This is a genomic window from Paraburkholderia sp. SIMBA_053 (assembly GCF_046534895.1).
GTDB classification, from domain to species: domain Bacteria; phylum Pseudomonadota; class Gammaproteobacteria; order Burkholderiales; family Burkholderiaceae; genus Paraburkholderia; species Paraburkholderia caledonica.
This window is the reverse complement of sequence record NZ_JAWRXU010000001.1, coordinates 1,324,813-1,348,199: the sequence shown is the minus strand read 5'-3', so window position 1 is coordinate 1,348,199 and position 23,387 is coordinate 1,324,813. Positions and strand designations below refer to the sequence as shown.

Sequence of the window (23,387 nt, the reverse complement as noted above, 5' to 3'; positions counted from 1 at the left end):
CCACGACACTCCGGCAGTCCTCTGTTCCACGACAGAACCCGCTTCACCGGGAGGCAATGTTACCGCGCGGGAGGAACATCTTTGAACCGAGTGTACTAACCAGAACGTTACAGTGTCCGTTTCTATTACCACCGGAAAACTAGCTGTTCTCGCAGGCCGGCATCCATTGATCGTCGGTGCGCTAGGGAGTCTGATGGCATTAGGCGTGATGGCTATCAGCCTCGCCACGCTCCTCGCCTCCCGTGACGCCGCGATTCAGCATGCCCATGAGACGTCCCGGAATGTCACCGCGGTTCTAGCCACCAACATCGCTCGAACAATTGAAACGTCTGACAATTCGCTGCGCACGCTGATCGCCGCGCTCGACAAGCCTGCTATCCAGACCATGGATCGGAGCTTGCGCCACGAATTGCTGTTCGACCGGACCGCTGCCGAGTATGTCACCGGCACGGGAATTACCGATGATCGTGGTCGTGTAATCGACGGCTGCTGTTCCAGGTCCCACACCTGGGACTTTAGCGACCGCGACTATTTCATTGCGCATCGCAAGTCCGCGGATGCCGGGCTTTATGTCTCGTCGGTGTATGCGGCGCGGTCGCGGCGGGGTGCCCAATCCATTGCGATGAGCAGACGGATTAATCGTCCCGACGGGTCGTTCGGCGGAGTGGCGATTGTCGCGATCGACGTCGAATATTTCAGGCAGCTTCTTGCGAAACTGGACGTGGGGTCGCACGGTGTCGCCGCGATCGTTCGTACGGACGGCACGCTCGTGGCGAGGAATCCCCCTCTCACGCAGGCCGGGCTGGTCAACGTAGGCAAGTCACCGACCTTTCCGCGCATGGTGAACCATGACTCCGGGTTCTATAGTGCCCCGTCGATTTCTGACGGAGTACTACGTCTCTACACGTTTCAGCGTGTGCCCGGCACGCCGCTCATTGCCGTTGTCGCGCCAGCGGAAAGCGACGTTCTGGCCTCGTGGAAACGATTGTCGTGGATAGTCGGAGTTTCCGCTTCGTCTGTGAGCGTTGCGTTTTGCACCGTGGTCTGGCTCCTCGCTTTTGCTCTGCGCGACCACGCGAATACGCAAGTGCTGCTTACGGAGCTAACGCAAACCGATCCACTGACAGGGCTCAAAAACCGGCGTGCGCTCGACAATGCGCTCGAAAACGAATGGGAACGACTGCAGCGCAGCGATGGTTCGTTGTCGCTGTTGTTTGTCGATGCGGATCACTTCAAACAATACAACGACAGTCACGGTCACGCCCAAGGCGATATTGCGCTGAAACATCTGGCGGAGTGTATCGATCGGCACGTGCGTCGTCGTGGCGATCTCGCCGCGCGATACGGCGGAGAGGAGTTCGTTGTCGTGCTGCCCAATACCGACGAAGCCGGAGCGTTTCAGATCGGTGAAGCTATACGTCGAGAAGTCGAACACCGGGAGCCGTCAGCGTCGTCGGAGGCGATTCCACCGTTCACGGTCAGCATTGGCTGCGCGACCGGTCGGCGGTCGCATCCGTCGTCACTGGAAGAATTGACGAGTTCCGCCGATCTGGCGCTGTACGCGGCCAAAAGACGGGGAAGGAATGTGGTCGTCCGCGCCGGCGATATCGTTGAACCGGCTCAGCCGCAGGTCTGATTGCCGTCCCGACACGCTAGATGCGCCGACCGACGCCTGGGTTCTCGCCTGGCGCTCCCCGTGCAGTGGACAGAAGAGCCGATGAATTGCCGCGCGTGGCTTCCATGCCGAGCGCCTCGGCCTTTCTGACAAGATCGGGCAAGTTGCGCGACGCCATCTTCTTCATGACCTGTCCGCGATGGATCTTCACGGTGATCTCGCTGAGATTCAACTCATACGCGATCTGCTTGTTCAACATGCCTGTGACGACCCGTTTCATTACTTCCCGCTCACGGACTGTCAATGACTCGAACGAGGAGATCACGCCGGCCAGTGCTCTATCGGAAGCTCGACGCAGGGTATCGCGTTTCAGCGCATCCGCGATTGCGTCCACCATATCCTGCTCGCGAAAAGGCTTCTGAAAGAAGTCGAGCGCACCCGCCTTCATTGCTTTCACGCTCATTTCGATGTCGCCAAACGCGGTCATGAATACGATCGGCATGCGAAGGCCGTATCGCGCGAGTTCCGCCTGAAACGTGAGACCGCTCGCGCCTCGAAGCCGAACATCGAGGATAAGGCAGCTCGGCGCGTCGTGCTTCGGGAAGGCAAGAAAGTCCGCGGGCGAATCGAACGTCTCGACCCGCAGCCTGACAGAGCGAGCGAGGCTCTGCAGCGTGAAGCGAATGGACTCGTCATCGTCGACGACATACACCACCGGCGTCTCGTTTTCCGCTTTCGTACTGTTCAATGTGGACTGCGATCTGGGCACCATGTCTGCTCCTGCGGGAGTAGGCGACGCACCATCAATGGGCCGTTGAAAAACGGACTTGGCGAAGCTCCGTTCCGACGCGCCGGATGTAGGGGCGGCGCCGCTCGGGCCTCGGGCAGTTGCGTCCGGCGAACGAAGACCGATTCGATGGAAAGTGAGCGAGGGGAAAGACCATCGAAGCGGCCGCGTGGCCGAGCCGGCCTGATGTTTGCGGGCCGGTTTTGCGATTGAAGCGCTGACGTCATGAGGGTTTGCGTCAGCGATGCGGCTAACTCTAGCAGACTTCCATGGGAAAAATCTGTCGAGTTGCAGCCGGGTACGTTGGCGATTGCCGACCAAACAGAATCGTTACAGGTCAATTGTTGCTAGACGCCAAAGGGCAACATTCTGGTGCATTCACAACAGCCGTTCCACCGAACGATGGCACGGCCGCAAGTCACCTGGTCAACGTAGCCCGCGGTCCGCGACCTTGTATAGATCACTATACGTTGGTATGCGCCAGCCGCCCCCGGCGCGAGTTCCATGCCTATAGTTCCTGCACCACGCGACCGCGTGGCACGACGTCATATTCCAACGAGGGTGCGACCATGAAGATATTGATGGTGATGACTTCACATGACCAACTCGGCAACACCGGCAGAAAAACGGGCTTCTGGCTGGAGGAATTTGCAGCGCCATATTTCACGTTTCTCGACGCGGGCGTCGATGTCACCGTGTGTTCGCCGAAAGGCGGACAGCCGCCCATCGATCCGAAAAGCGACACGCCGGAAGGCAAGACCGAACTCACTGAGCGTTTCAAGAGCGACCCCGCCGCACAGCGTGTGCTCGCCAACACCGCGAAGCTCGGCGACATGAAAGCCGACGACTACGACACGGTGTTCTATCCAGGTGGCCACGGACCTTTGTGGGATCTCGCTGAAGATCCGCAGTCGGTGGCGCTGATCGAGCGCTTTTACGACAGCGGTAAGCCTGTCGCCTTTGTCTGCCATTCGCCAGGTGTATTGCGTCATGTCAAGGCGAACGGCGAGCCGCTCGTCAAGGGTAAGCGCGTCTCCGGATTCACCAATTCGGAGGAAGAGGCGGTGCAGCTCACTCATGTCGTGCCTTTCCTCGTGGAAGACGAGTTGAAGCGCCTGGGCGGCCGCTTCGAGAAAGTCGACGACTGGCAGCCGCTGTCGATCATCGATGGACGGCTGATCACCGGACAGAATCCCGCCTCGTCGAAATCGGTTGCGCAGGACCTGTTGAAAGTGCCGCGCGGATAGCCCGCATCATCGAACCGATATAGCCTGCATGGAGAGCGTCATGACCCAGGATAGTCCCAACGCGCAGATCCGAATCGAACGTCCCAGCCCGTCTTATTGGCGTGTCATCTTCGACAATCCGCCCTTCAACATCTTCGGGCCCGATACCACGCCCCAGCTCAACATGGTCGTCAGCGCGATTGAAGCGGACCCGCACGTGAAAGTGGTCGTGTTCGAGAGCGCGGTGCCCGGCTTCTTTCTCACGCACTACGACTTTGTGCCGCCGCTCGACGCGACCACGAGCATGCCGCCGGGACCAACGGGCATGCCTCCGCTGCCCGATATGCTGGTGCGGATCGGGCGGTCGTCTGTCATCTCGATCGCGAAGATTCGAGGGCGCGCATCAGGTGTCGGCAGCGAACTCGCATTGGCGAGCGACATGCGCTTTGCCAGCAACGAGCACGCGTTGATGTCGCAGTGGGAAATCGGCGTAGCGCTGGTCCCCGGCGGAGGGCCGATGACGCGTCTTTCGCGGCTGATCGGCCGCGGGCGCGCGCTCGAGGTGCTGACGAGCGGCAACGACTTTCCCGGCGCGCTGGCCGAGCGCTATGGGTATGTCAATCGCTCGATGCCGGACAGCGAACTGGATACGTTCGTCGACGACCTCGCCACCCGTATCAGCCTGTTCGACAGGCAATCCCTTTCGGTCGTCAAGCAGCACGTCAACGCGCAGACCCTGCCGCCTGACGCGAGCGTCGCGACCGAGTGGGACGCCTTCATCGCGTCGGTCGGTCGCCCGGTCGCGCAGGAGAAGATTGCCCAACTGATGGATCTCGGCTTGCAGAAGGTGACGGACGTGGAAGCGAGGCTCGCGGATTACACGGGCTCGCTCTGGCGCTAGCCGCCGAATCGGGCGACTCATTCGAGGGCATTGCGCTCCTCGCATGCTAGGCTACTTTTCGCTTCGCAGAGCGATACGTGTCCCTCGGGCAGGTATCGCCTTCCTCGGAAGAGAGCAGCGAGAAGGAGCATCTCCATGGATCTCACCGGCTTTTCGCTCGAACCGCTGCACGAAGACGGCGAACTGTTGTTGTGCCGTGCACAGCGGCCCGGCTCGCATATCTCGATGCTCGCGCGAGTGGCCACGCAGCCCGCGTCGCAGAGCATCATGCGGCTCGAGCACGAATACGGTCTTGCGCCGTTGCTCGAACCGGAGTGGGCCGCGCAGCCACTCGCGCTCGACCTTGGGCGCGTGCCGCCCGTGCTGGTCCTCGACGACAGCGGCGGCGATCCGTTGATCCGGATTCTCGGCAAGCCACTCGAACTGGCGCGGTGCCTGCGCATCGCCGTGAATCTCGCTCAGGCGATCGGACACGCGCACGAGCGCGGAATCATCCACAAGGACATCAAGCCCGCCAATGTCCTTATCGATGCGAACGACAATGTCCGCCTGACCGGCTTCGGCATTGCGTCGCTACTCCCACACGAACATCAGCCGCCCGCGCCGCCCGAGATAATCGCAGGAACGCTGAGGTATATGGCGCCCGAGCAGACCGGGCGCATGAACCGTTCAATCGATGCGCGCAGCGATCTGTATTCCTTCGGCGTGACGCTCTACGAGATGCTGACGGGCTCGTCCCCATTCGTTGCGTCCGAAGCGATCGAATGGATTCATTGTCATATCGCTCGCAGGCCGGTGCCCGCGGCGCAACGTGTCGAAGGTCTGCCTGCGCCGGTCGGCGACTTAGTGGAGCGCCTGCTCGCCAAAACGGCGGAGCAGCGTTACCAGACTGCCGGTGGCGTTCGGGCCGATTTGCAACGGTGTTTGTCCGCATGGGAAGCGGATGGGGAAATCTCGCCCTTTGCGCTCGGCAAGCACGATGTGTCTGACCGCTTGATGATTCCTGAAAAGCTCTACGGACGCGAATCGGAGATCGATGCGCTGCTGGGGGCCTTCAATCGCGTCGTGACGTGCGGCGACGCGCAGGTGGTGCTTGTCTCGGGCTATGCGGGGATCGGCAAGACGTCGGTGGTGAACGAGTTGCACAAGGCGCTGGTGCCGTCGCGCGGACGCTTCGCCTCAGGCAAGTTCGACCAGTTCAAGCGCGACACGCCCTACGTGCCGCTGGCCCAGGCGTTCCAGTCGCTCGTCCGCGATCTGCTCAACAAGACCGATACCGAACTGGAGCGCTGGCGGCGTGAGTTGACGGAGGCGCTTGCGCCGAATGGCCAACTGATGGTTGGTCTGATTCCCGAACTCGCTCTCATCATCGGGGAGCAGCCCGCGGTTCCGGCGTTGCCGCCTCACGACGCACGCAACCGGTTTCATATCGTATTTCGCCGCCTGCTCGGCGTGTTCGCGCGGCCCGAGCATCCGCTCGCGCTGTTCATCGACGATATGCAGTGGATCGACGCTGCCACGCTCGATCTGATCGGACACCTCGCGACGCATCCGGACGTGATGCACGTGCTGCTCGTCGGTGCTTATCGCGACAACGAGATCGATCCGGCGCATCGCCTCACGCGAATGATCGAAGATATGAGCGGCACGGAAACGGGCCGCGGCACGACGCTGCAGCGCATCGATCTCGCGCCGCTTGGCGCCGGCAGTGTCACGGAAATCGTCGCCGATTCGCTGCGCTGCTCCGCCGCGACTGCCGAGCCGCTTGCCCAGCTTGTTCATCAGAAGACCGGCGGCAATCCGTTTTTCGTGATCCAGTTCCTGACGGCGCTTGCCGACGAGGGGCTGGTTGCGTTCGATCATCGTGCCGCGATCTGGACGTGGGATCTGCCTCGCATCCGCGCCAAGAGATTGACTGAAAACGTGGTCGAACTAATGGCAGCGAAACTGTCCCGCTTGCCGGACGATACACGCGACGCGCTGAGCCGGCTCGCCATTCTCGGCAACGTCGCGAAGATCGACGCGCTGGAGCTCGTTCACGGGGAGCCTGCGGCATCGATCGATGCGAAGCTCTGGGAGGCCATGAAAGCGGGGCTCGTGCACCGTGTCGACGATGCCTATGTGTTTGCCCACGATCGCGTTCAGGAGAGCGCCTACGCGCTCATTCCCGAGAGCGAACGTGCGGCGACGCACCTGCACATCGGCCGCACGCTGTCCTCCGGACGCGCAGCGGGCGAACTCGATGAGTTCCTCTTCGATATCGTCAATCATCTCAACCGCGGCGCTTCGCTCATGACCGACGCGGACGAGCTTGAGCGTACGGTCGCGCTGAACTATGCAGCGGGACAGCGAGCCATGCACTCGACCGCGTTCGCGTCAGCACGAACTTATCTGGCACAAGGCGTCGCCCTGCTTGGCGCGGACGCGTGGAGCCGTCAGTACGAGCGCACGTTCGAACTCTATCTGGCGTTTTCCGAATGCGAGTATCTGGCCGGCGACTTCGCCGACGCCGATACGCTGTTCGACATGATGCTCGATCGGTCGCGCTCGAACCTGGATCGCGCAAAGGTCTATGGCTTGCGCATGGAGCTATACCAGGTCGCCGGGCGGTATGACGAGAGCTTCGAGGTGGCTCGCCTCGCGCTGCGCGATTTCGGCGTGCTGCTGCCGCTGCACGACGACGCCGTCAGTAGCGAGGTCGAAGCCGAGTTGCGGAAGATACCGCTCAATCTCGCCAGCCGCGCCATCGACACGCTCGTAGATGCGCCGGTCGCATCGGACCCGGTCACCTTGACGATCGTAGACCTGCTGGTTGAATCGATGCCTTGCGCGTTCATCGCCCGGCCGGCGTTTTATCCGCTCATAACGCTTCAGGCGGTGAACTTGTCCTTGCGCGGGGGCAACACCGACAAGTCCAGTTTCGCTTACGGCAATTACGCGTTGATGCTGGTGTCGAGTTTCGGAGACATCGAGTCCGCGGTGCAGTTCTCGGAGATGTCGCTCAGGTTGAACGAAAAGTTCGGCAACCGGCGCTTCAAAGGCAAGTTGCTCCATCTGCACGGCAATCACATCAACTTCTGGCGGCGTCACGTCGTAACCGATCTGCCGATACTCGAAAGAGCAAGCGCCGCGTGTCTCGACGTGGGGGATCTGGCTTTTGCCGGGTACCTCGCGTTCACCACGGTCTGGCAAATGATCGAGAAGGGCACACCGCTTTCTGACGTGCAGCGCAGTTCCGAGCGGCACGCTTCGTTCGCACGCCAGAGCCGCAATGACGCAGTCTACGAAACCATTCGGCTGCAGCAGCATTTTGTCGCGGCCCTGCAAGGTGAGGCAGGCGGCACACTCACCGATGCGGTGGCATTCGACCGCGACGCGTCTTTCGCCGTTATCGCGCAGTCGAATTTCGGCTGCGGCATCGCGTTTCACCACATCATGAATCTGATGCTCGCCTATCTCGAAGGACGATACGACGATGCTCTTCACGCCGCACACTGCGCGGAATCTGTGATCGACGCCGCGATGGCGCTGCCAATAGAGGCGACGTTTTACTTCTTCCACGCGCTGACACTTGCGTCGCTCGACGCATCGGCCGGCGACGAACAACGAGTCACCCGTCGTCGCGTGATTCACGCGACGTGTGAAAAGTTCGCTGTCTGGACGAGCCACTGTCCGAGCAATTTCAGGCATCGTCATGCGCTGATTTCGGCGGAGCTCGCGCGTCTCGAAGGCCGCGATTCCGATGCGATGCATCACTATGAGGAGGCCGTGCGCTCGGCCCGCGAGCATGGTTTCATTCAGAACCAGGCGCTCGCGCATGAACTGGCGGCGCGCTTTTACGCGGACCGCGGTCTTGAAACAGTCGCGGATACGTATCTGATGAACGCCCGTTCTTGTTACGAGCGCTGGGGCGCCTGGAGCAAGGCCACCCAGTTGACGCGCAGTCATCCACGAGCGCGTCCCGGTACATCGAAATCCGACGGCACCATTGCCATGTCCAACGAACAGCTCGACCTGGCAACCGTCGTCAACGTGTCGAGCGCGATATTCAGCGATATCGACCTGAACGAGTTGATCCATACGTTAATGGCGTTGTCGCTTGAACACGCCGGCGCCGATCGGTGCGTGCTGGTGCTCAAGCGCCGCAACGAATTGCGCGTGGAAGCAGAAGCGACGACAAGGGCCGATGCCGTCGAGGTGCGTCTGCCCAGACTGCCCATTGAACACGCAGAACTACCGGAATCCGTGTTGCGATACGTGATGCGTACAGGCGATAGCCTGTTACTCGACGATGCATCGTCCACCAGTCCTTACTCGTCCGACGAGTACGTGATGCGTCACGATTGCCGCTCGATCCTGTGTCTGCCGCTCATCAAGCGCAGCCGGATGATTGGCGTGCTCTACCTGGAAAACAACCTGGCTTCGAATGTATTCACGCCGCCGCGCACGGTCGTGTTGCGAATGCTCGCGTCTCAGGCTGCAATGTCGCTCGAAACTGCGCGGCTTTATGCCGACCTGCAACACGCCGAAGCGCTGCTCGCCGACGCACAGCGGCTCAGCAACACCGGCAGCTTCGACTGGCATGTGTCGAGTGGCGAGCTGTTCTGGTCGAAGCAAAGCTTTCGCATCTTCGACTACGATCTCGCCACGCTTCCTACACTCGAACTCATGCTGGCGCGGGTTCATCCCGACGACGCGACGTTCGTGCGTCTCATGTTCGATCGGGCAACGCATGACCGGCAGCCGTTCGATGTCGAGCACCGGCTGCTGATGCCGGACGGCTCGGTGCGGCACTTGCAATTGCTCGCGCACGTGATCGCCGACGCCGACGCGGGCATTCGGGTGCTCGGAGCACTCAAGGACATCACGACGCGCAAGCAGGCCCATGCCGCGTTGCTGCGCAGCGAGCACCGTTATCGCAGTCTGTTTTTCGACATGCCCGTCGGCTTATGGCAGATCGACGCGCAACCGCTGATCGCGTTGCTGTCGTCGCTGCGAGGGCAGGGCGTGGAAGATCTGTCGGAGTACATAGACCATCATCCCGGATGGCTGGATCGCGCGATGGAGTTGCTCATCGTCGAAGAGGTCAATCATCACGCGGCCAAAATGTTCGGCGCGCACGACCGGAGCATGCTGCTAGGACCGTCGCCGTGGGTATGGAGAGAAAGCCCCGACACGTTCAGGCGCGCGCTGGAAAGCCGTTACGGCGGCGCACCGCTCTTTCAGGAAACCACCAGGCTTCCCACGCTCGACGGGCGCGTCATCGACGTGCTGTTGACGGTCGCGCGTCCTGGCGCGGCCGAAGATCTCGGCATTGCGCTGATCAGTCTTGTCGATCTGACGGAGCGCGTCCGCGCGCAAGAAATGCTGCAGCGGCTTCAGGCCGACTTCGCGCACGCCGCGCGCATTTCGACGCTCGGAGAGTTGAGCGCGTCCATCGCGCACGAGTTGAAGCAGCCGCTTGCGGCGATCGCGATGAACAGCTCGATTGGCACGCGCTGGCTCGATCGCGAGACGCCCGATGTGGCAGAGGCGCGGCTGATCAATCAACGCATCAAAATCGATGCGCAGCGAGCGGTCGATATCGTCGATCGCATTCGCACCATGGCGGTGCGCCAAGGCTTGAAGCGCTCGATCGCGCTGCTCGATGAGTTGATAGATGAAGCGTTGGTGTTCCTGCGTCACGATGTGAACGCGCTCGGCGTCACGATCATGCGTAAGCGCGCGCAGCCGGCGGCCGCCGTGCTTGCGGATCGCGTGCAGTTGCAACAGGTGATCGTGAATCTCGTCGTCAATGCGATGCAGGCCATGAAAACGACGGCACGCCCGCACGGCAACATAACGATTCGCACCTATCTGCCCGATGCCACGAGTGTCACCTGTTTCGTGGAAGACAGCGGCCCGGGGCTCGACGAATCCAATATGCAGCGCGTATTCGAGAGCTTCTTCACGACCAAGGTAAATGGCATGGGCATGGGTCTGCCAATCTGCCGCTCGATCATTGAAATGCACGGTGGCGAAATTAGCGCCGACAACGCGTCGGTGCATGGCGGTGCGCGCTTTTTCTTCACGCTGCCGCTAGCATCCGAGGCGGCTTGAGTCGATGTCGAATTCACCGAGTCAATCGTTGTGCCCGTAGTCGCGTTCTCTTTGGTTTATGAAAGGCATACCGGCAGCATGGTTTGACATACCCGATGACGATTGAAACGACGCACGCAGTGTCATGTAATAAAGACTGCTATCCGACGTACCCATGCATCGTGCGTGAACTTATCACCGAAAGGAGTCAGGCATGCAAACCAGAGCAATCATCCTCACCGTGGCGGCGGCAACGGCATTCACGGCGACTTCCGTTATCGGCGTTGGCACCGCGTGGGCTGCCGACTCATCGGCTGCCAGTGCCGGCGGCACCAGCAAGAAGCAGATGCGAGCCGAGAATCGCGCGCTAAGCCACGCAGTGCGTCAGTCGCTGACGAAGGTGAAGGGGCTGAACTCTTCGCACATCAACGTGCTGGCGCACGGCAGCACGGTCACGCTTGCGGGCACCGCACCGGATCAGTCGCAGATCGACTCTGCACAAGCGGCTGCTTCGAAGGTTGCAGGTGTCAGCCACGTGAACAATGAGCTCACTGTGTCCGAGCCCGGGAATTGAAGGCCGCATGCGATCGAGTAGTTCTGCGTTCGAAGGAGTTGGCATGTCAGACGATCTTCTTCCCGAAGTCTCTTCGCGCCGCAAGTTCATCGGTGCGGCGGTAGCCGTCGTCGCCGCAGGTTCAGCGCCGCGGGTGTCGTTTGCCGATACATCGATTACGAGCACCTCGCAGCCGGGCGGCGGCGACGAGACTGCGCTGCGTCCGTTACGCGTTCACGCGTCGGACGCGCAACTCGCCGACTTGCGACGGCGCATCAAGGCGACGAAGTGGCCCACGCGCGAAACTGTCTCCGACGCCACTCAAGGCGTGCAGCTCGTGACGATGCAGCGCCTCGCGCGCTACTGGACTACTGACTACGACTGGCGGAAGGTCGAAGCAAAGCTGAACGCCCAGCCGCAGTTCGTCACCGAAATCGACGGACTCGACATTCATTTCGTCCACGTGCGGTCCGGGCACGCGAACGCGATGCCGATGATCGTCACGCATGGTTGGCCGGGTTCGATCATCGAGCAAATGAAGATCATCGATCCGCTAACGAACCCGACCGCTCATGGTGGCACGGCCGCAGACGCGTTCCATGTCGTGATCCCGTCGTTGCCGGGGTATGGTTTTTCGGGCAAACCGACGACGACCGGCTGGGATCCTGGGCGTATCGCGCGTGCATGGGTCGTGCTCATGCAGCGGCTCGGCTACACGCGTTATGTCGCGCAGGGCGGCGACTGGGGCAATGCCGTGACCGAGCAGATGGCGCTGCTGACGCCGCCCGGTTTGCTTGCGATCCATACGAATATGCCGGCCACTGTTCCGGACGACATCGCCGATGCGTTGAAATACGGCAAGCCTGCGCCGGCCAACCTGTCAGACGACGAAAAGCATGCATTCGACCAACTCGATTTCTTCTACAAGCACGGGCTTGGGTATGCGCTCGAAATGGCGAACCGTCCGCAAACGCTCTACGGTATCGAAGATTCGCCAATCGGCTCTGCTGCATGGATGCTGGATCACGACGCGAGCAGCCAGGCGATGATCGCGCGCGTTTTCGACGGACAGCCGGAAGGACTGACACGCGACGACGTTCTGGACAACGTCACGCTTTACTGGCTGACGGGCACGGCGATCTCGTCGGCGCGGCTGTACTGGGAGAACAAGTTGAATTTTTTCGCGCCGAAACATGTACCGATTCCGGTCGCCGTGAGCGTCTTTCCCGACGAGATCTACGCCGCGCCGCGCAGTTGGACGGAACAGGCGTACCCGAAGCTGATGCATTACAACCGCCTTCCCAAGGGCGGCCACTTCGCGGCTTGGGAACAGCCGCAGATCTTCACGCAGGAAATTCGCGCAAGCTTTTCGTCGTTGCGCTGACCTGCCGCCCGCCGATATTTGAATGACCGCAACGCGCGGTCACGTCCGGCCGACGACTACACACCGAGGATCTTGCCGACCGTCTCATTGAATTCGTCGGTAGCGTTCTGGATCGCCTCGTCGGCCTCGTCGTCCAGGTTGTCCGCGTTCTCGTCCAGCACCTCCTGCAGCGTCAGATACGCTGCAATGATGCCGTCCAGCTGGTGACTGTCGACGCGGGCATAGACGGCCTCGCCCACCGCTTCCATGAAGTCGCCCCGGCTTCCGCCCACCAGGCCGTCAGCGTTATTTTCCAGGTCGTCCTTGAATTGTTCGACGTTTGCCATGTTTTCCTCCGGAAGGTCATGTCAGATTAGCGGTCTGGTTTTGTTGCCGTGGTTGCGCCGCGTAACGCGTGCGTCAACAGTACGGCCATATCATGCAACCCGCAACACGATCTGCGGCTACGTCGCCATGCCCAGCGTTCGCACGAGATCGGCCAGCCGATACGGTTTATGGATAAACGCGAAGTCGTCGAGATTGCCGTGCTGTGCCTTGAGGGCGGGCAGAGGATACCCCGATGCAAGCACGATCCTGATCTCGGGATGGCGATCGCGCGTTGAACGCGCGAGCTGGATGCCATCGATTCCCTTGGGCATCACGACGTCGGTGAACAAAACGCGGATATCGTCGCGACGACCCAACGCGTTCATCGCTTCAGCCCCGTTGCTCGCGGTCAGCACTTCGTATCCGAGGCTGCGGAAGAGCGCCGCCGTCGCGTCCAGTAAATCCGGCTCGTCCTCCACGACCAGCACCGTATCGAGCGTCGGGCCGGCTAAAGAGTCCGCGTCGCCCGATGCGCTATTCGCTATCGGCAGATACATGCTGACGACCGTGCCCATGTCCGGTTCGCTGCGAATGAGCACGTCGCCGCCAGACTGCGAGATAAAACCGTACACCTGGCTTAGACCGAGACCGGTGCCCTTGCCGACCTCCTTGGTGGTAAAGAACGGCTCGAACGCGCGCGCCGCAACCTCGGGCGGCATCCCCGAGCCGGTGTCTGCCACGGAGACCTTGACATACGGGCCCTCGACGAGCGAGCCAACCGTGCCTTCGCGGACTTCGACGTTTTCAACGGTAATCGCGATCTTTCCGCCTGCGGGCATTGCGTCGCGCGCATTGACGATCAGATTCAGCAGCGCGGCCTCGAAGCGGGCTACGTCGAGCAGCACGGGCCGCGGCCGCGGCTCTGGCCTGATCTCCAGTTCGATCGTGCTGTTTCCCGCGCGGCGAAGAACCGCTTCAAAACCGCGGATTACCGCGTTCAGATTGCATCTTTCGACCTTGAGCGGCTGCTGGCGCGCAAACGAGAGCAACTGCTGTGTCAGCGTCGCGCCCCGGGCCACGGCGCGTTGCATGGTTTCCAGCATCTTGAGATCGGCGTGGTCCTGTACGCGCAGCGACAGCACATCGAGTCCGTTCGACATGACTGCGAGCAGGTTGTTGAAGTCGTGCGCGACGCCGCCGGTCAACTGGCCCAGCGATTCCATCTTCTGTGACTGGAACAGTGCGGCGTTTGCGCGTTCGAGAGCCTCCGCCGCCTGTTTGCGTTCCGTGACGTCGCGCGTCACTTTCGCAAAACCCACGAGTTCGCCCGCGCCGTTGCGGATTGCATCCACCACCACGTGAGCCCAGAACCGCGAGCCGTCCTTGCGGACCCGCCATCCTTCGCGCTCGGCTCGGCCCTCCGCGGCCGCGGTCGACAGCGTCAGCGCAGGCAGGCCGCTCGCGCGATCCTCGTCGGTATAGAAGCACGAGAAGTGTTTGCCGAGAATTTCCTCGCGTGTGTAACCCTTGATCCGTTCCGCGCCGACGTTCCAGTTAGTCACCTCGCCGGCTGGCGAAAGCATGTAGATCGCGTAGTCCGTGACGCCCTGAACCAGCAGCCGGAACTGCTCCTCGCTTTCACGCAACGCTTCCTGGGCCATCTTCCGGTCCGTGATGTCGCGTGTGATCTTGGCGAAGCCGATCAGCTTGCCGGAATCGTCACGCAGCGGATCGATTACCACGCTTGCCCAGAACTGGCTGCCGTCCTTTCGGACCCGCCAGCCTTCGTCCTCGAACTTACCCTCGTCGCGCGCAGTTCGCAGCGCGAGTGCCGGGCGGCCGCCGGCGCGGTCACTGTCTGTGTAAAAAACGGAAAAATGCTGACCCAGAATTTCCCTGGGAGCATAGCCTTTGAAGCGTTGGGCGCCTGCATTCCACGTTTTGATATAACCTTCTGCGTCCAGCATGAAAATCGCGTAATCCCTAACGCCTGCGACGAGAAGCTGGAAAGATTCTTCTCCCGAAACGTCCCCCGGGGAGGGTGCGAAGTTAGTCATTTTGTGTTTTTACCGGGCAGCGCCCTGTCAGCGGTTTGTCACGCGGGGCTCTTGAGGCCCGTGCCATCCGCTCCGTCGCAAGAGTTGCGCCAGCGCGCCGGGATGTCAGGCGGTCGAGTGCGTGGTCCGCATCGGGCTCAGCCGGCGAGTTACGACGAAGCTCTCGGGTGATCGGTGGCTGCCGTGGTTTGGCCGGAGGGCACCGGCGTGTCTCGATTCCCGGTTCGGTCAGCCGACGAGAGCGTGTCGGCTATGTCCGTTCGCTTTTTGGGAACACCAGGCGCGCTATCAGCCCGCCGCCGGGATGATTGCCAAGAATGAGATGGCCGCCTACGCTCGCCACGAGCTTTTTGACCAGAGCCAGCCCGAGTCCCCAATGGCGTCCGGTATTGTCGGCGCTGTCCAGGCGCACGAATGCTGCGGTTGCATCTGCCAATTTTGACTGCGTGATTCCTGCACCGTGATCCCTGATGCTCAGGATCCACTCGGCTCGGGTTCGCGAGGTTTTAATTTCGATCGGCGGGATTCCATGCTCCAGCGCGTTGTCGACCAGATTGAACATGACGCGCTCGAGAACCGGGCGCGGCAGCTTGAATTCTGCGCCCGCTTCGAACGTGCAGACGAACAGGTTGGCCTCCAGCGAGCTTGTCATTACGAATCGATCGTGGATGAATGCTTCCACGGACAGATCGGTCCGCGGCCCGATGGACGGCTGAGTCCCTTCGACGAACTGCCTGGCAAGATGCGAGAAGAGGTCGATGTCCTCTACGAGCGCCACGCGTTTATGCCATTCCTTCACCTGAAGGGCACGTTCACGCAGTCGGGCTGCGTGCGATTCGAGATGTAGTTGCAGTGCCACGAGTGTGGACGATTGCTCTGCACGTGAGTCGATGCGCCGAGCGAGCAATTCATTGGAGACCCGCGCCAGTCGCCGCAACTCCTTGGGACCTTTTTCCGGAATGATTTCATGGGGACGGTATTCGCTGCCAACCTTGCTAAACGCTGTCGCGAGACTGCGTAGCGGCCGACCAATTGCCCAGCTTGCTGCCAAGCCGAGACCAATAGATAGAAAGACAATCGACCATGCCGGGAACGCGATGCAGTCCCAACGCAGATAGGAGGGCGCGTTTTCGAATGGGAACGAGTCATCCGTCGAAATGGTTTGGCGGTTCCAATATTGATAGCCTGGAACGGGGAACCAGGCTTGTGCGCCGCCAGCTTCACCTTGGTCTCGCCGGAGATCAACCAGCGTTGGCCGTTCCACAAGCACCACAGCGGGCGGCGCCGCAGAGAGCGACGCCAATAGCGGGGAATATGAACGCTTGCTCGCGTCAGCTTGTTGAAACCTCGCAGGCACCGGGCTCGCCTGCGACGCATACGACGAGTCCGATCGTGTCAGGCCGACATGCTGCGAAGCAACTGCCATCGCGCCGCAGCCAATACTTGAACTGAGCACGGCAGCCAATATGATGACTCGGTGAATCGACCTGATCACGGGTTCCTCTTGCGCTTCATTTGAAAGTTACGTGCATGCACTAGCGGGCATATCCTTTTTGGAAGATGCCGGTCTGCGACGTACATAGTGGGATGGTGAATCCGTGTCTTGCCCGGCATCGTCAAGCTTAACGTTAGCCAATGATCCACCGTCCAGACGCGTTGAGATGCGGCGAACACTGGCAGCATCGATCAAATCCTTACATTTTATTTCGTGCTATCGGAACTGGGTGTTCGCGACGACGCACGTCTGTGGTTCGCGCGGTGAGCGCATGCTTCATCGAAGTTACATCGCCCGACGGTTTTTACAAGCGCTTCAGAGCCGTCACGGCGCAAGATCCAACTTCCGACGCCAGGCAAGAATTTTGCAATACATCACGTTGTGACACGTAATGCGCGGGGTTCGCTCCGACAACCGCAATGCACATGTAAGGATATAACCGCTTGCGAGTCGGCCTACGTGCCGGGCCGGAGAACAAAGATGAGTCAGACGGTCAGCGATTTTTCTGTCGGACGCCTGCATCGATGGGACCTCAGCGGGTTCAAGCTTGCACTTCTAACGGCGCTTACTGCCGCGCCGCCTGCGCACGCCGACGCGCCGCTCGAATACTTCCTGCATTCCGCCGGCCCCGCGGCGACCCCGACCATGCACCTCGGCTGGGGTCTGACTGCGATGTGCATCGCGGTTGTCGTCATCATTGCCGTTCTGCTGGCGGGCGCACTCATGCGGCGGCGCCCGCCGACCGCAGAGCGAGCGCTGGGCAAGGAAGGCGGTGGAATGGCGTGGATTTACATCGGCGTGGGCGTGTCTACGGTCGCGTTGCTGGTGTCGCTCTTCTACACGCTCGTTACGTTGGAGGCCGTCGCGCAACCTTCGCTCACACCGGGCCTGACTATCACCGTCACCGCCTACGACTGGTGGTGGAAGATCGACTACGGTGACGACACCGAACCGGCGAACCATTTCGCAACAGCCAACGAGATCCACATTCCCGTGGGCGTGCCGGTCAAGATCAGCCTGAAAAGCGCGGACGTGATCCACGCATTCTGGGTTCCGCGCCTTGCCGGCAAGACGCAGGCAATCCCGGGGCAGGTCAACACCCAATGGATAGAGGCGGACGCGCCAGGCGTCTACCGCGGTCAGTGCACGCAATTTTGCGGCTCACAGCATGCGCATATGGCGTTCGACGTCATCGCGCAGCCGCAGGCGGATTTCGATGCCTGGCGGAGTGCGCAGATCCGTCAGGCGGCTCTGCCGGCCAACGGCCAGGTGAAAGACGGACAGAAGATTTTCATGGATCGCTGCGCAGGCTGTCATGCGGTACGGGGTAGCGACGCGGCCGGTGCACAGGCCCCGGACCTGACTCATGTGGGCTCACGCCAGCAGCTTGCAGCGGGCACATTGACCAATACGCCGACGCACCTGCTCGACTGGATCGAGCACGCCCAACAGATAAAACCCGATTCGCTGATGCCCAGCTTCACGCTGAACGTGCAGGATGCCGCTGCGCTCTCCGCCTATTTAGCGACGCTCCGCTGAAGCGCCTCCATCCGACAAGGAAGAACATGGCCGACCTTGCACCCGACACGCCCGACCTGCGGCTCGCACGCCGACCGGAAATCGGCCGCATGCCGCAAGGTTCGCCGCGCGAGCAGCGCCTGCGCGAACTGTGGGAAAGCGAACCTGGCTGGCGCGGCTGGCTCTCGACGGTGGACCATAAGCAAATCGGCTTGCGCTACATCGTCACCGCTTTTGTCTTTCTGATTGCCGGGGGAATCGAGGCGCTGATCATGCGCGTACAGCTTGCGCGGCCGAACGCGCATCTGCTGTCGCCGGAGCAGTACGACCAGCTTTTCACGATGCACGGCATCACGATGATCTTTTTGTACGCACTGCCCGTGTTGTCCGGCTTTTCGAACTACCTGTGGCCGCTCGTGCTCGGCGCGCGGGACATGGCATTTCCCCGTCTCAATGCGTTGTCGTTCTGGGTCTTCCTTTTCGCGGGCATTTTTCTTTATGCGAGCTTTCCACTCGGCCAGGCTCCCAATGCCGGCTGGTTCAATTATGTGCCGCTCGCGAATCTCGAATACAACACCGGACCGAACATCGACGTCTACGCGCTCGGCATGGTGCTGCTCGGTGTGTCGACAACGGTTGGATCGGTCAACTTCGTCGTCACGCTACTGCGCATGCGTGCACCGGGAATGTCGATCGACCGCTTGCCCATTCTGGTGTGGGGCACGTTGACTGCGTCGGCGGCTAACCTGGTGGCGGTGCCAGCGGTCAGTCTCGCGTTTCTCATGCTGTGGCTGGACCGGCAGATCGGCACGCACTTCTTCGATGTCACCCACGGTGGCCGGCCGATGTTATGGCAGCACATGTTCTGGATGTTCGCTCATCCGTGGGTATATGTCGTGGTGTTGCCGGCAATGGGCATCGTTTCCGATGCGCTGCCGACGTTTTGCCGCCGGCCACTCGTTGGCTACACACCCGTTGCCATCTCGACCGTCGCCACGATGATGATCGGATTCGTGGTCTGGATTCATCACATGTTCGCGACGGGAATCGGGCCGCTTGCGCTGGCTTTCTTCGGCGCCGCAAGCACGCTCATCTCGATCCCAAGCGCGGTCGCCACCTTCGCATGGATTGCAACGATCTGGCTTGGACGGCCGGTCTATCGCGTGCCGTTCCTGTTTTTCGCGGGCTTCGTGCTGATGTTCGTGATTGGCGGCGTCTCCGGTGTGATGACGGCGGCGGTGCCATTCGACTGGCAACTGACCGACACCTACTTCGTCGTGGCTCACCTGCACTACGTGCTGCTCGGCATCAACGTGTTTCCCGTGCTCGGGGGCATCTATTACTGGTTCCCAAAATTCACCGGCCGCATGACCAGTGAGCGGCTCGGCAAGCTGTCGTTCTGGGTCACCTTTGTCGGCTTCAACGTCGGCTTTTTCCCGATGCACATCTCGGGCCTCCTCGGCATGCCGCGTCGGGTCTATACCTACCCGGCAAACATGGGATGGGACACGACGAACATGATCACGACCATCGGCTCATTCATATTCGCCCTTGGCATTTTCATCTTTCTGATCGACATGGCCGTGAGCCTGCGGCGCGGTGCACCGGCAGGCGACAATCCGTGGGACGGCGCATCGCTCGAATGGTCCGTCCCGTCGCCGCCACCGCCCTACAACTTCGCTGTCGTGCCTGTGGTAGCGAGCCGCAATCCGCTGTGGGAAGAACGGATTGGAGAGGGCAGCAACTCGAAGCTCGATGAAGGGTTCCTGCTCGATCATGGCCGTGAGGCGCTCGGCACGACACCGCTCGATGCCAGGCCCGACATCATTCTCAAGATGCCGACCGATTCCTACGCGCCGTTTTTGCTCGGCTTATTCAGTGCGCTGCTGTTCGTTGCCATGCTGCTGCGCACCTGGATCTTTGCGGGGGCCATGGTAGCTGCGTGCGGCGCGGCGATTCTGTTATGGCTGTGGCCCGAACGATTGCTGATACAGCGCGAGCCGGAGCCGGTGCGGGATGCGGGGGCCGGTCATGAGTGAGCTGACGGATAACGTGCCGGTTCTTCCTGTCGGTAGCGCCGGAAAATTATCGAGCGGCTGGTGGGGCATGATGGCGACGGTCGCCACCGAAGCGTCGCTCTTCGGTTATCTGATCTTTTCGTATCTGTACCTCGGCTCGCAGACCGAGATGCACTGGCCGCCGGAAGGGCTGCCCAAGATCGGCATCGGCGCGCTCAATACTTGCGTCCTGCTCTTGAGCAGCCTGTTCGTGTGGTTAGGCGAGCGCCTGGTGCGCCGGCGCAGAATCCGCTGGGCGGTGGCGTCGATGGCATTGGCGATCGTTCTCGGCGTCGTCTTCGTCGGCATTCAGATGAAGGAGTGGCACGACCACCCGTACGGCATCGCAACGCATCTTTACGGATCGCTGTACTTCACGATCACGGGCTTTCACGTGATCCACGTGCTCGTCGGACTTATCGTGCTGTCCTGTCTGCTCGGCTGGACGGCGCTCGGTTACTTCGACGAAAAGCGTTGTGCTGCGCTGAGAATCGGCGGCCTGTACTGGCATTTCGTCGATGTCGTCTGGCTCTTTATTTTTACCACGCTGTACGTCACGCCTTTTCTTTTCTAGGAGCGCGATGATGTTAGCCGCAGAGCTTTATCAGAAGCCGCCAGGCGAGCCGGACCCGGCGACCGCGCGGCAAGACGCCGGCCGCAGGTCCGACCGTCTCAATCCCTACCCACGGCGCGGCGGGGCGCTGATGATGCTGTTCGGTCTGTTGGGCGCGGCCGCAGCATGGGGGTTGCAGACGGAAGTTGGCGAGACGCTTGCCTCCCAGGCGTGCTACCCGCATCGGCTTGCGCTACCCGCGCCTCAATGGTCGTGGCTCATGCCGGCGTTGAACGCGATGAGTATCGTCGCGCTGCTGGTCGGTATCGCGGGTGTGTGGGTGGCTTGGCGAAGCTGGCGCACAGCGCGCGGCGCGCGCCCCGATTCTGCTGCTTCCGTGTCCGACACGACAGCGGGAAGAACCCGTTTTCTCGCGATGGCAGGGCTCATACTCAGCGTGCTCTTTCTCGTCGGCCTGGTCACGGCAGGATTGGCCGTACTGCTCGTCTCACCGTGCAGCGCGTGGCGATGACTGACATGAAACGGCTTCAGCCGCGCGCCGCGTTCACTGCTTTCGCTGTGACGCTCGCCATGACGATGGTGGCAGCGCTGTGCGCGCACAGCCTGGCGCAATCGGATTCGCCAAGCGTCGACGATGAAGTTGCACTGTCGGACCCCGCGCTGATTTCACGTGGCGCCTATCTCGCGAAGCTTGGCGACTGCGCCGGCTGCCATACGGTGCCGAAGCAGGGCGCGCCGTTCGCCGGTGGCCTTCCGATGGGCTCGCCGTTCGGCACCATCTATTCGACTAACATCACGCCCGACCCGCAAACCGGAATCGGCCGCTACAGCTATGCCGACTTCGAGCGCGCGCTGCGCGACGGCGTGGCGCCCGGCGGCAAGCGCCTTTACCCGGCCATGCCGTATGCGTCGTTCACGAAGATCAACGACTCGGATATGCACGCCCTCTACGCGTATTTCATGCATGGCGTGCAGCCGGTTGCGCACCGCCCGCCCGAAACGAAATTGCCGTTCCCGTTCAGTCAGCGCTGGGGCCTCGCCTTCTGGGATTTCGCATTCGTGCAGCACGAGCGCTTCATTCCGGACGGCAAACGCGACGCGCTATGGAATCGAGGCGCCTACATCGTGCAATCGCTCGGCCACTGCGGCGCATGTCATACGCCTCGTGGCCCCGGGTTCGAGGAGCGCGGCTACGACGAATCGTCGAAGCTATACCTGACAGGCGGAACGAACGATCACTGGTTCGCGCCTAACCTCACCGGGGACCCGGGTTCCGGACTAGGGCGTCTATCGCCGCGCGACATCGCCTCGTTTCTCAAGTCCGGCCACGGCGTGGATGTGCACGTCGTGACGTTCGGCAGCATGGTGGAAGTGGTCGAGGACAGCGGGCAATATTTCAGCGACGACGACCTGAACGCCGTCGCTCGATATCTGAAGAGCCTCCCCGCGCGGCAGAGTTCCGGTACTTACAAGCCGAACACGCAGAAGTTACAGGAGACGGCTGTGTCGTTGAAGGCGGGTGAGGTGGAGCGCCCCGGGGCCGGACTCTACATGTCGTTTTGCGCAAAGTGTCATCAAGCCGACGGGCGTGGGGAACCACACAAATTTCCGGCGCTGGCGGGCAATCCGGCAGTGCTCGCGCCGGACACGTCGTCGCTGATCCGGCTCGTTCTTGAGGGCGGCACCAGTCCGCAGACGGAGAATGGACCAATACACCGCGAGATGCCGGCGTTCAAAAATCAGTTCACCGACAGAGAGATCGCCAGGGTCCTGAGCTTCGTGCGCACTGCGTGGGGTAACGAGGCACGGCCGGTTGCAACGCGCGACGTCTCGACCGTGCGAAGCAAGATCAAGAAGTGAAGCAGGCAAGGCCGGCTCGAACTCTCTGTTTCGCAACCGGCCTCATCGTTCCTTAACTTAGATCGGCTTCTTCCCAACCTCATCAAGCCGCGTGGTCTTGTCGGTTCCTTCCACCCGCTCAACTTCGACTTCGGTACCTCGGACTGTGTCGTTGACAGTTTCAGTGCGACTGCTCGACTCTTTGCCGACCACCACTTCCTCAACGACTCTAGCTGTCTTTGCGACCACGGCCTGCTCCGCAGTTTCGCGAACCTCGACAGAACTCTCGGTCAGGTCGGCGGTAGTCGCGGGGCGGTCCACCGCGCGCCGTTCTATTGTGGCGTGCTCCTCGCGCAAGGTCACCGCTTCGCTCACGGGCGTTTCGGTGACGCGCGAATAAACACGTACGCCTCCCGTCGAGACTTCGCGTTTGCCGACTTCGAGCGACTCCTGTACGACTGGAAACGCCTTGCGTTCGGCCGCTATTTCGTCGCTCGTATAGGCGGGCGCGTTGCGGTCGTATCCGGTGTAGCCCGCGCCGCGCCATTGTGCAACGCGCGAATCGATGTCGACGGCACCCGCGGCGTACAACGCTTCTTGCACTCTCTCCACAGACGATTCGTCATCCACATCCACAGACAGCAATGCACCGCCGCGACGCACGGCTTCCTGATAGTGGCCGGCTTCTTCCGGACGGTCGTCGTCACCGAAGAGCCGCTTGAAAAAATGTTCGATGCGTCCCATCGCGCCTTCGTGCTCGTGGACAGTGGCGTCTGTCGAGGAAACCGGTGTTGTCCCGAGGCCCGTATCGGTTGTGGTGGACGCGTCGAGCCCTGCGTCCTGAGCATGCACGGCCATGTTCGCAGCCGGAACGCCTTCAGTTTCCAGGCGGCTTTTTGCGGCTTCCGCCTGCGCGAATGAATCGAATACACCGATGATAGTGTGAGTCATTGCAGATCTCCAAAAAGGTTGAACCAGGCCTACGCAAGTCCAGGTG

At 61.3% G+C, this 23,387-nt stretch carries 16 protein-coding genes; 11 read left to right on the top strand and 5 right to left on the bottom strand.

Features of this window, described 5'->3' with window-relative positions:
- The first annotated feature begins 193 nt into the window (after positions 1 to 193).
- The gene (locus tag SB753_RS06065) at positions 194 to 1,636 is read left to right on the top strand and encodes a diguanylate cyclase (RefSeq protein ID WP_410799638.1); all 1,443 of its coding nucleotides are present in this window, start codon (positions 194 to 196) and stop codon (positions 1,634 to 1,636) included.
- 16 nt (positions 1,637 to 1,652) lie between these two features.
- Here SB753_RS06065 and SB753_RS06060 read toward each other — a convergent pair whose 3' ends face one another.
- Positions 1,653 to 2,387: a response regulator transcription factor gene (locus SB753_RS06060; RefSeq protein ID WP_131316247.1), complete on the bottom strand. Its 735-nt coding sequence runs from the start codon at positions 2,385 to 2,387 to the stop codon at positions 1,653 to 1,655.
- Positions 2,388 to 2,971: 584 nt separating this feature from the next.
- Here SB753_RS06060 and SB753_RS06055 point away from each other — a divergent pair.
- The 5 genes from SB753_RS06055 to SB753_RS06035 all read left to right on the top strand — a co-directional run bounded on the left by SB753_RS06055 (position 2,972) and on the right by SB753_RS06035 (position 12,544).
- Positions 2,972 to 3,649 carry a type 1 glutamine amidotransferase domain-containing protein gene (locus SB753_RS06055; RefSeq protein WP_410799480.1) on the top strand — a complete coding sequence of 226 codons (678 nt, stop codon included), beginning with the start codon at positions 2,972 to 2,974 and terminating at the stop codon, positions 3,647 to 3,649.
- Positions 3,650 to 3,689: 40 nt separating this feature from the next.
- Positions 3,690 to 4,529 (top strand): enoyl-CoA hydratase/isomerase family protein, encoded by an 840-nt coding sequence (locus SB753_RS06050; RefSeq protein ID WP_410799478.1) that lies wholly within the window; start codon positions 3,690 to 3,692, stop codon positions 4,527 to 4,529.
- 135 nt (positions 4,530 to 4,664) lie between these two features.
- Positions 4,665 to 10,628, top strand: coding sequence for an AAA family ATPase (locus SB753_RS06045; protein WP_410799476.1), 5,964 nt, complete (start codon positions 4,665 to 4,667; stop codon positions 10,626 to 10,628).
- A 193-nt stretch (positions 10,629 to 10,821) separates the two neighbouring features.
- Entirely contained in the window at positions 10,822 to 11,181 is a 360-nt protein-coding gene (locus tag SB753_RS06040) for a BON domain-containing protein (RefSeq protein ID WP_408191422.1), read from the top strand.
- Positions 11,182 to 11,224: 43 nt separating this feature from the next.
- Entirely contained in the window at positions 11,225 to 12,544 is a 1,320-nt protein-coding gene (locus SB753_RS06035) for an epoxide hydrolase family protein (RefSeq protein ID WP_410799475.1), read from the top strand.
- 56 nt (positions 12,545 to 12,600) lie between these two features.
- On the opposite strand, the gene SB753_RS06030 is transcribed toward SB753_RS06035, so the two are convergent.
- The 3 genes from SB753_RS06030 to SB753_RS06020 all read right to left on the bottom strand — a co-directional run bounded on the left by SB753_RS06030 (position 12,601) and on the right by SB753_RS06020 (position 16,402).
- Positions 12,601 to 12,870 (bottom strand): hypothetical protein, encoded by a 270-nt coding sequence (locus SB753_RS06030; RefSeq protein ID WP_020066804.1) that lies wholly within the window; start codon positions 12,868 to 12,870, stop codon positions 12,601 to 12,603.
- A gap of 117 nt (positions 12,871 to 12,987) precedes the next feature.
- The gene (locus SB753_RS06025) at positions 12,988 to 14,817 is read right to left on the bottom strand and encodes a PAS domain-containing sensor histidine kinase (RefSeq protein WP_020066803.1); all 1,830 of its coding nucleotides are present in this window, start codon (positions 14,815 to 14,817) and stop codon (positions 12,988 to 12,990) included.
- A 340-nt stretch (positions 14,818 to 15,157) separates the two neighbouring features.
- Positions 15,158 to 16,402 carry a sensor histidine kinase gene (locus tag SB753_RS06020; protein ID WP_410799473.1) on the bottom strand — a complete coding sequence of 415 codons (1,245 nt, stop codon included), beginning with the start codon at positions 16,400 to 16,402 and terminating at the stop codon, positions 15,158 to 15,160.
- Between the two features lie 480 nt (positions 16,403 to 16,882).
- Between SB753_RS06020 and coxB the strand changes: the two genes are divergently transcribed.
- From coxB to SB753_RS05995, 5 genes are read left to right on the top strand one after another with little or no spacing between them, the layout of a single operon-like run.
- A complete protein-coding gene (gene coxB / locus SB753_RS06015; RefSeq protein ID WP_410799472.1) occupies positions 16,883 to 17,941 on the top strand; it encodes a cytochrome c oxidase subunit II in 1,059 nt (352 codons plus the stop codon).
- A 26-nt stretch (positions 17,942 to 17,967) separates the two neighbouring features.
- Positions 17,968 to 19,959 (top strand): cytochrome c oxidase subunit I, encoded by a 1,992-nt coding sequence (gene ctaD, locus SB753_RS06010; RefSeq protein ID WP_410799470.1) that lies wholly within the window; start codon positions 17,968 to 17,970, stop codon positions 19,957 to 19,959.
- The gene (locus SB753_RS06005) at positions 19,952 to 20,551 is read left to right on the top strand and encodes a heme-copper oxidase subunit III (RefSeq protein WP_027804431.1); all 600 of its coding nucleotides are present in this window, start codon (positions 19,952 to 19,954) and stop codon (positions 20,549 to 20,551) included. Before ctaD ends, SB753_RS06005 begins: the two co-directional genes overlap by 8 nt.
- A gap of 7 nt (positions 20,552 to 20,558) precedes the next feature.
- Positions 20,559 to 21,062 (top strand): hypothetical protein, encoded by a 504-nt coding sequence (locus SB753_RS06000; RefSeq protein WP_410799468.1) that lies wholly within the window; start codon positions 20,559 to 20,561, stop codon positions 21,060 to 21,062.
- Between the two features lie 5 nt (positions 21,063 to 21,067).
- Positions 21,068 to 22,411 (top strand): c-type cytochrome, encoded by a 1,344-nt coding sequence (locus SB753_RS05995; RefSeq protein WP_410799467.1) that lies wholly within the window; start codon positions 21,068 to 21,070, stop codon positions 22,409 to 22,411.
- Between the two features lie 57 nt (positions 22,412 to 22,468).
- Here SB753_RS05995 and SB753_RS05990 read toward each other — a convergent pair whose 3' ends face one another.
- Entirely contained in the window at positions 22,469 to 23,341 is an 873-nt protein-coding gene (locus SB753_RS05990) for a YsnF/AvaK domain-containing protein (protein ID WP_088174108.1), read from the bottom strand.
- Positions 23,342 to 23,387: the final 46 nt, after the last annotated feature.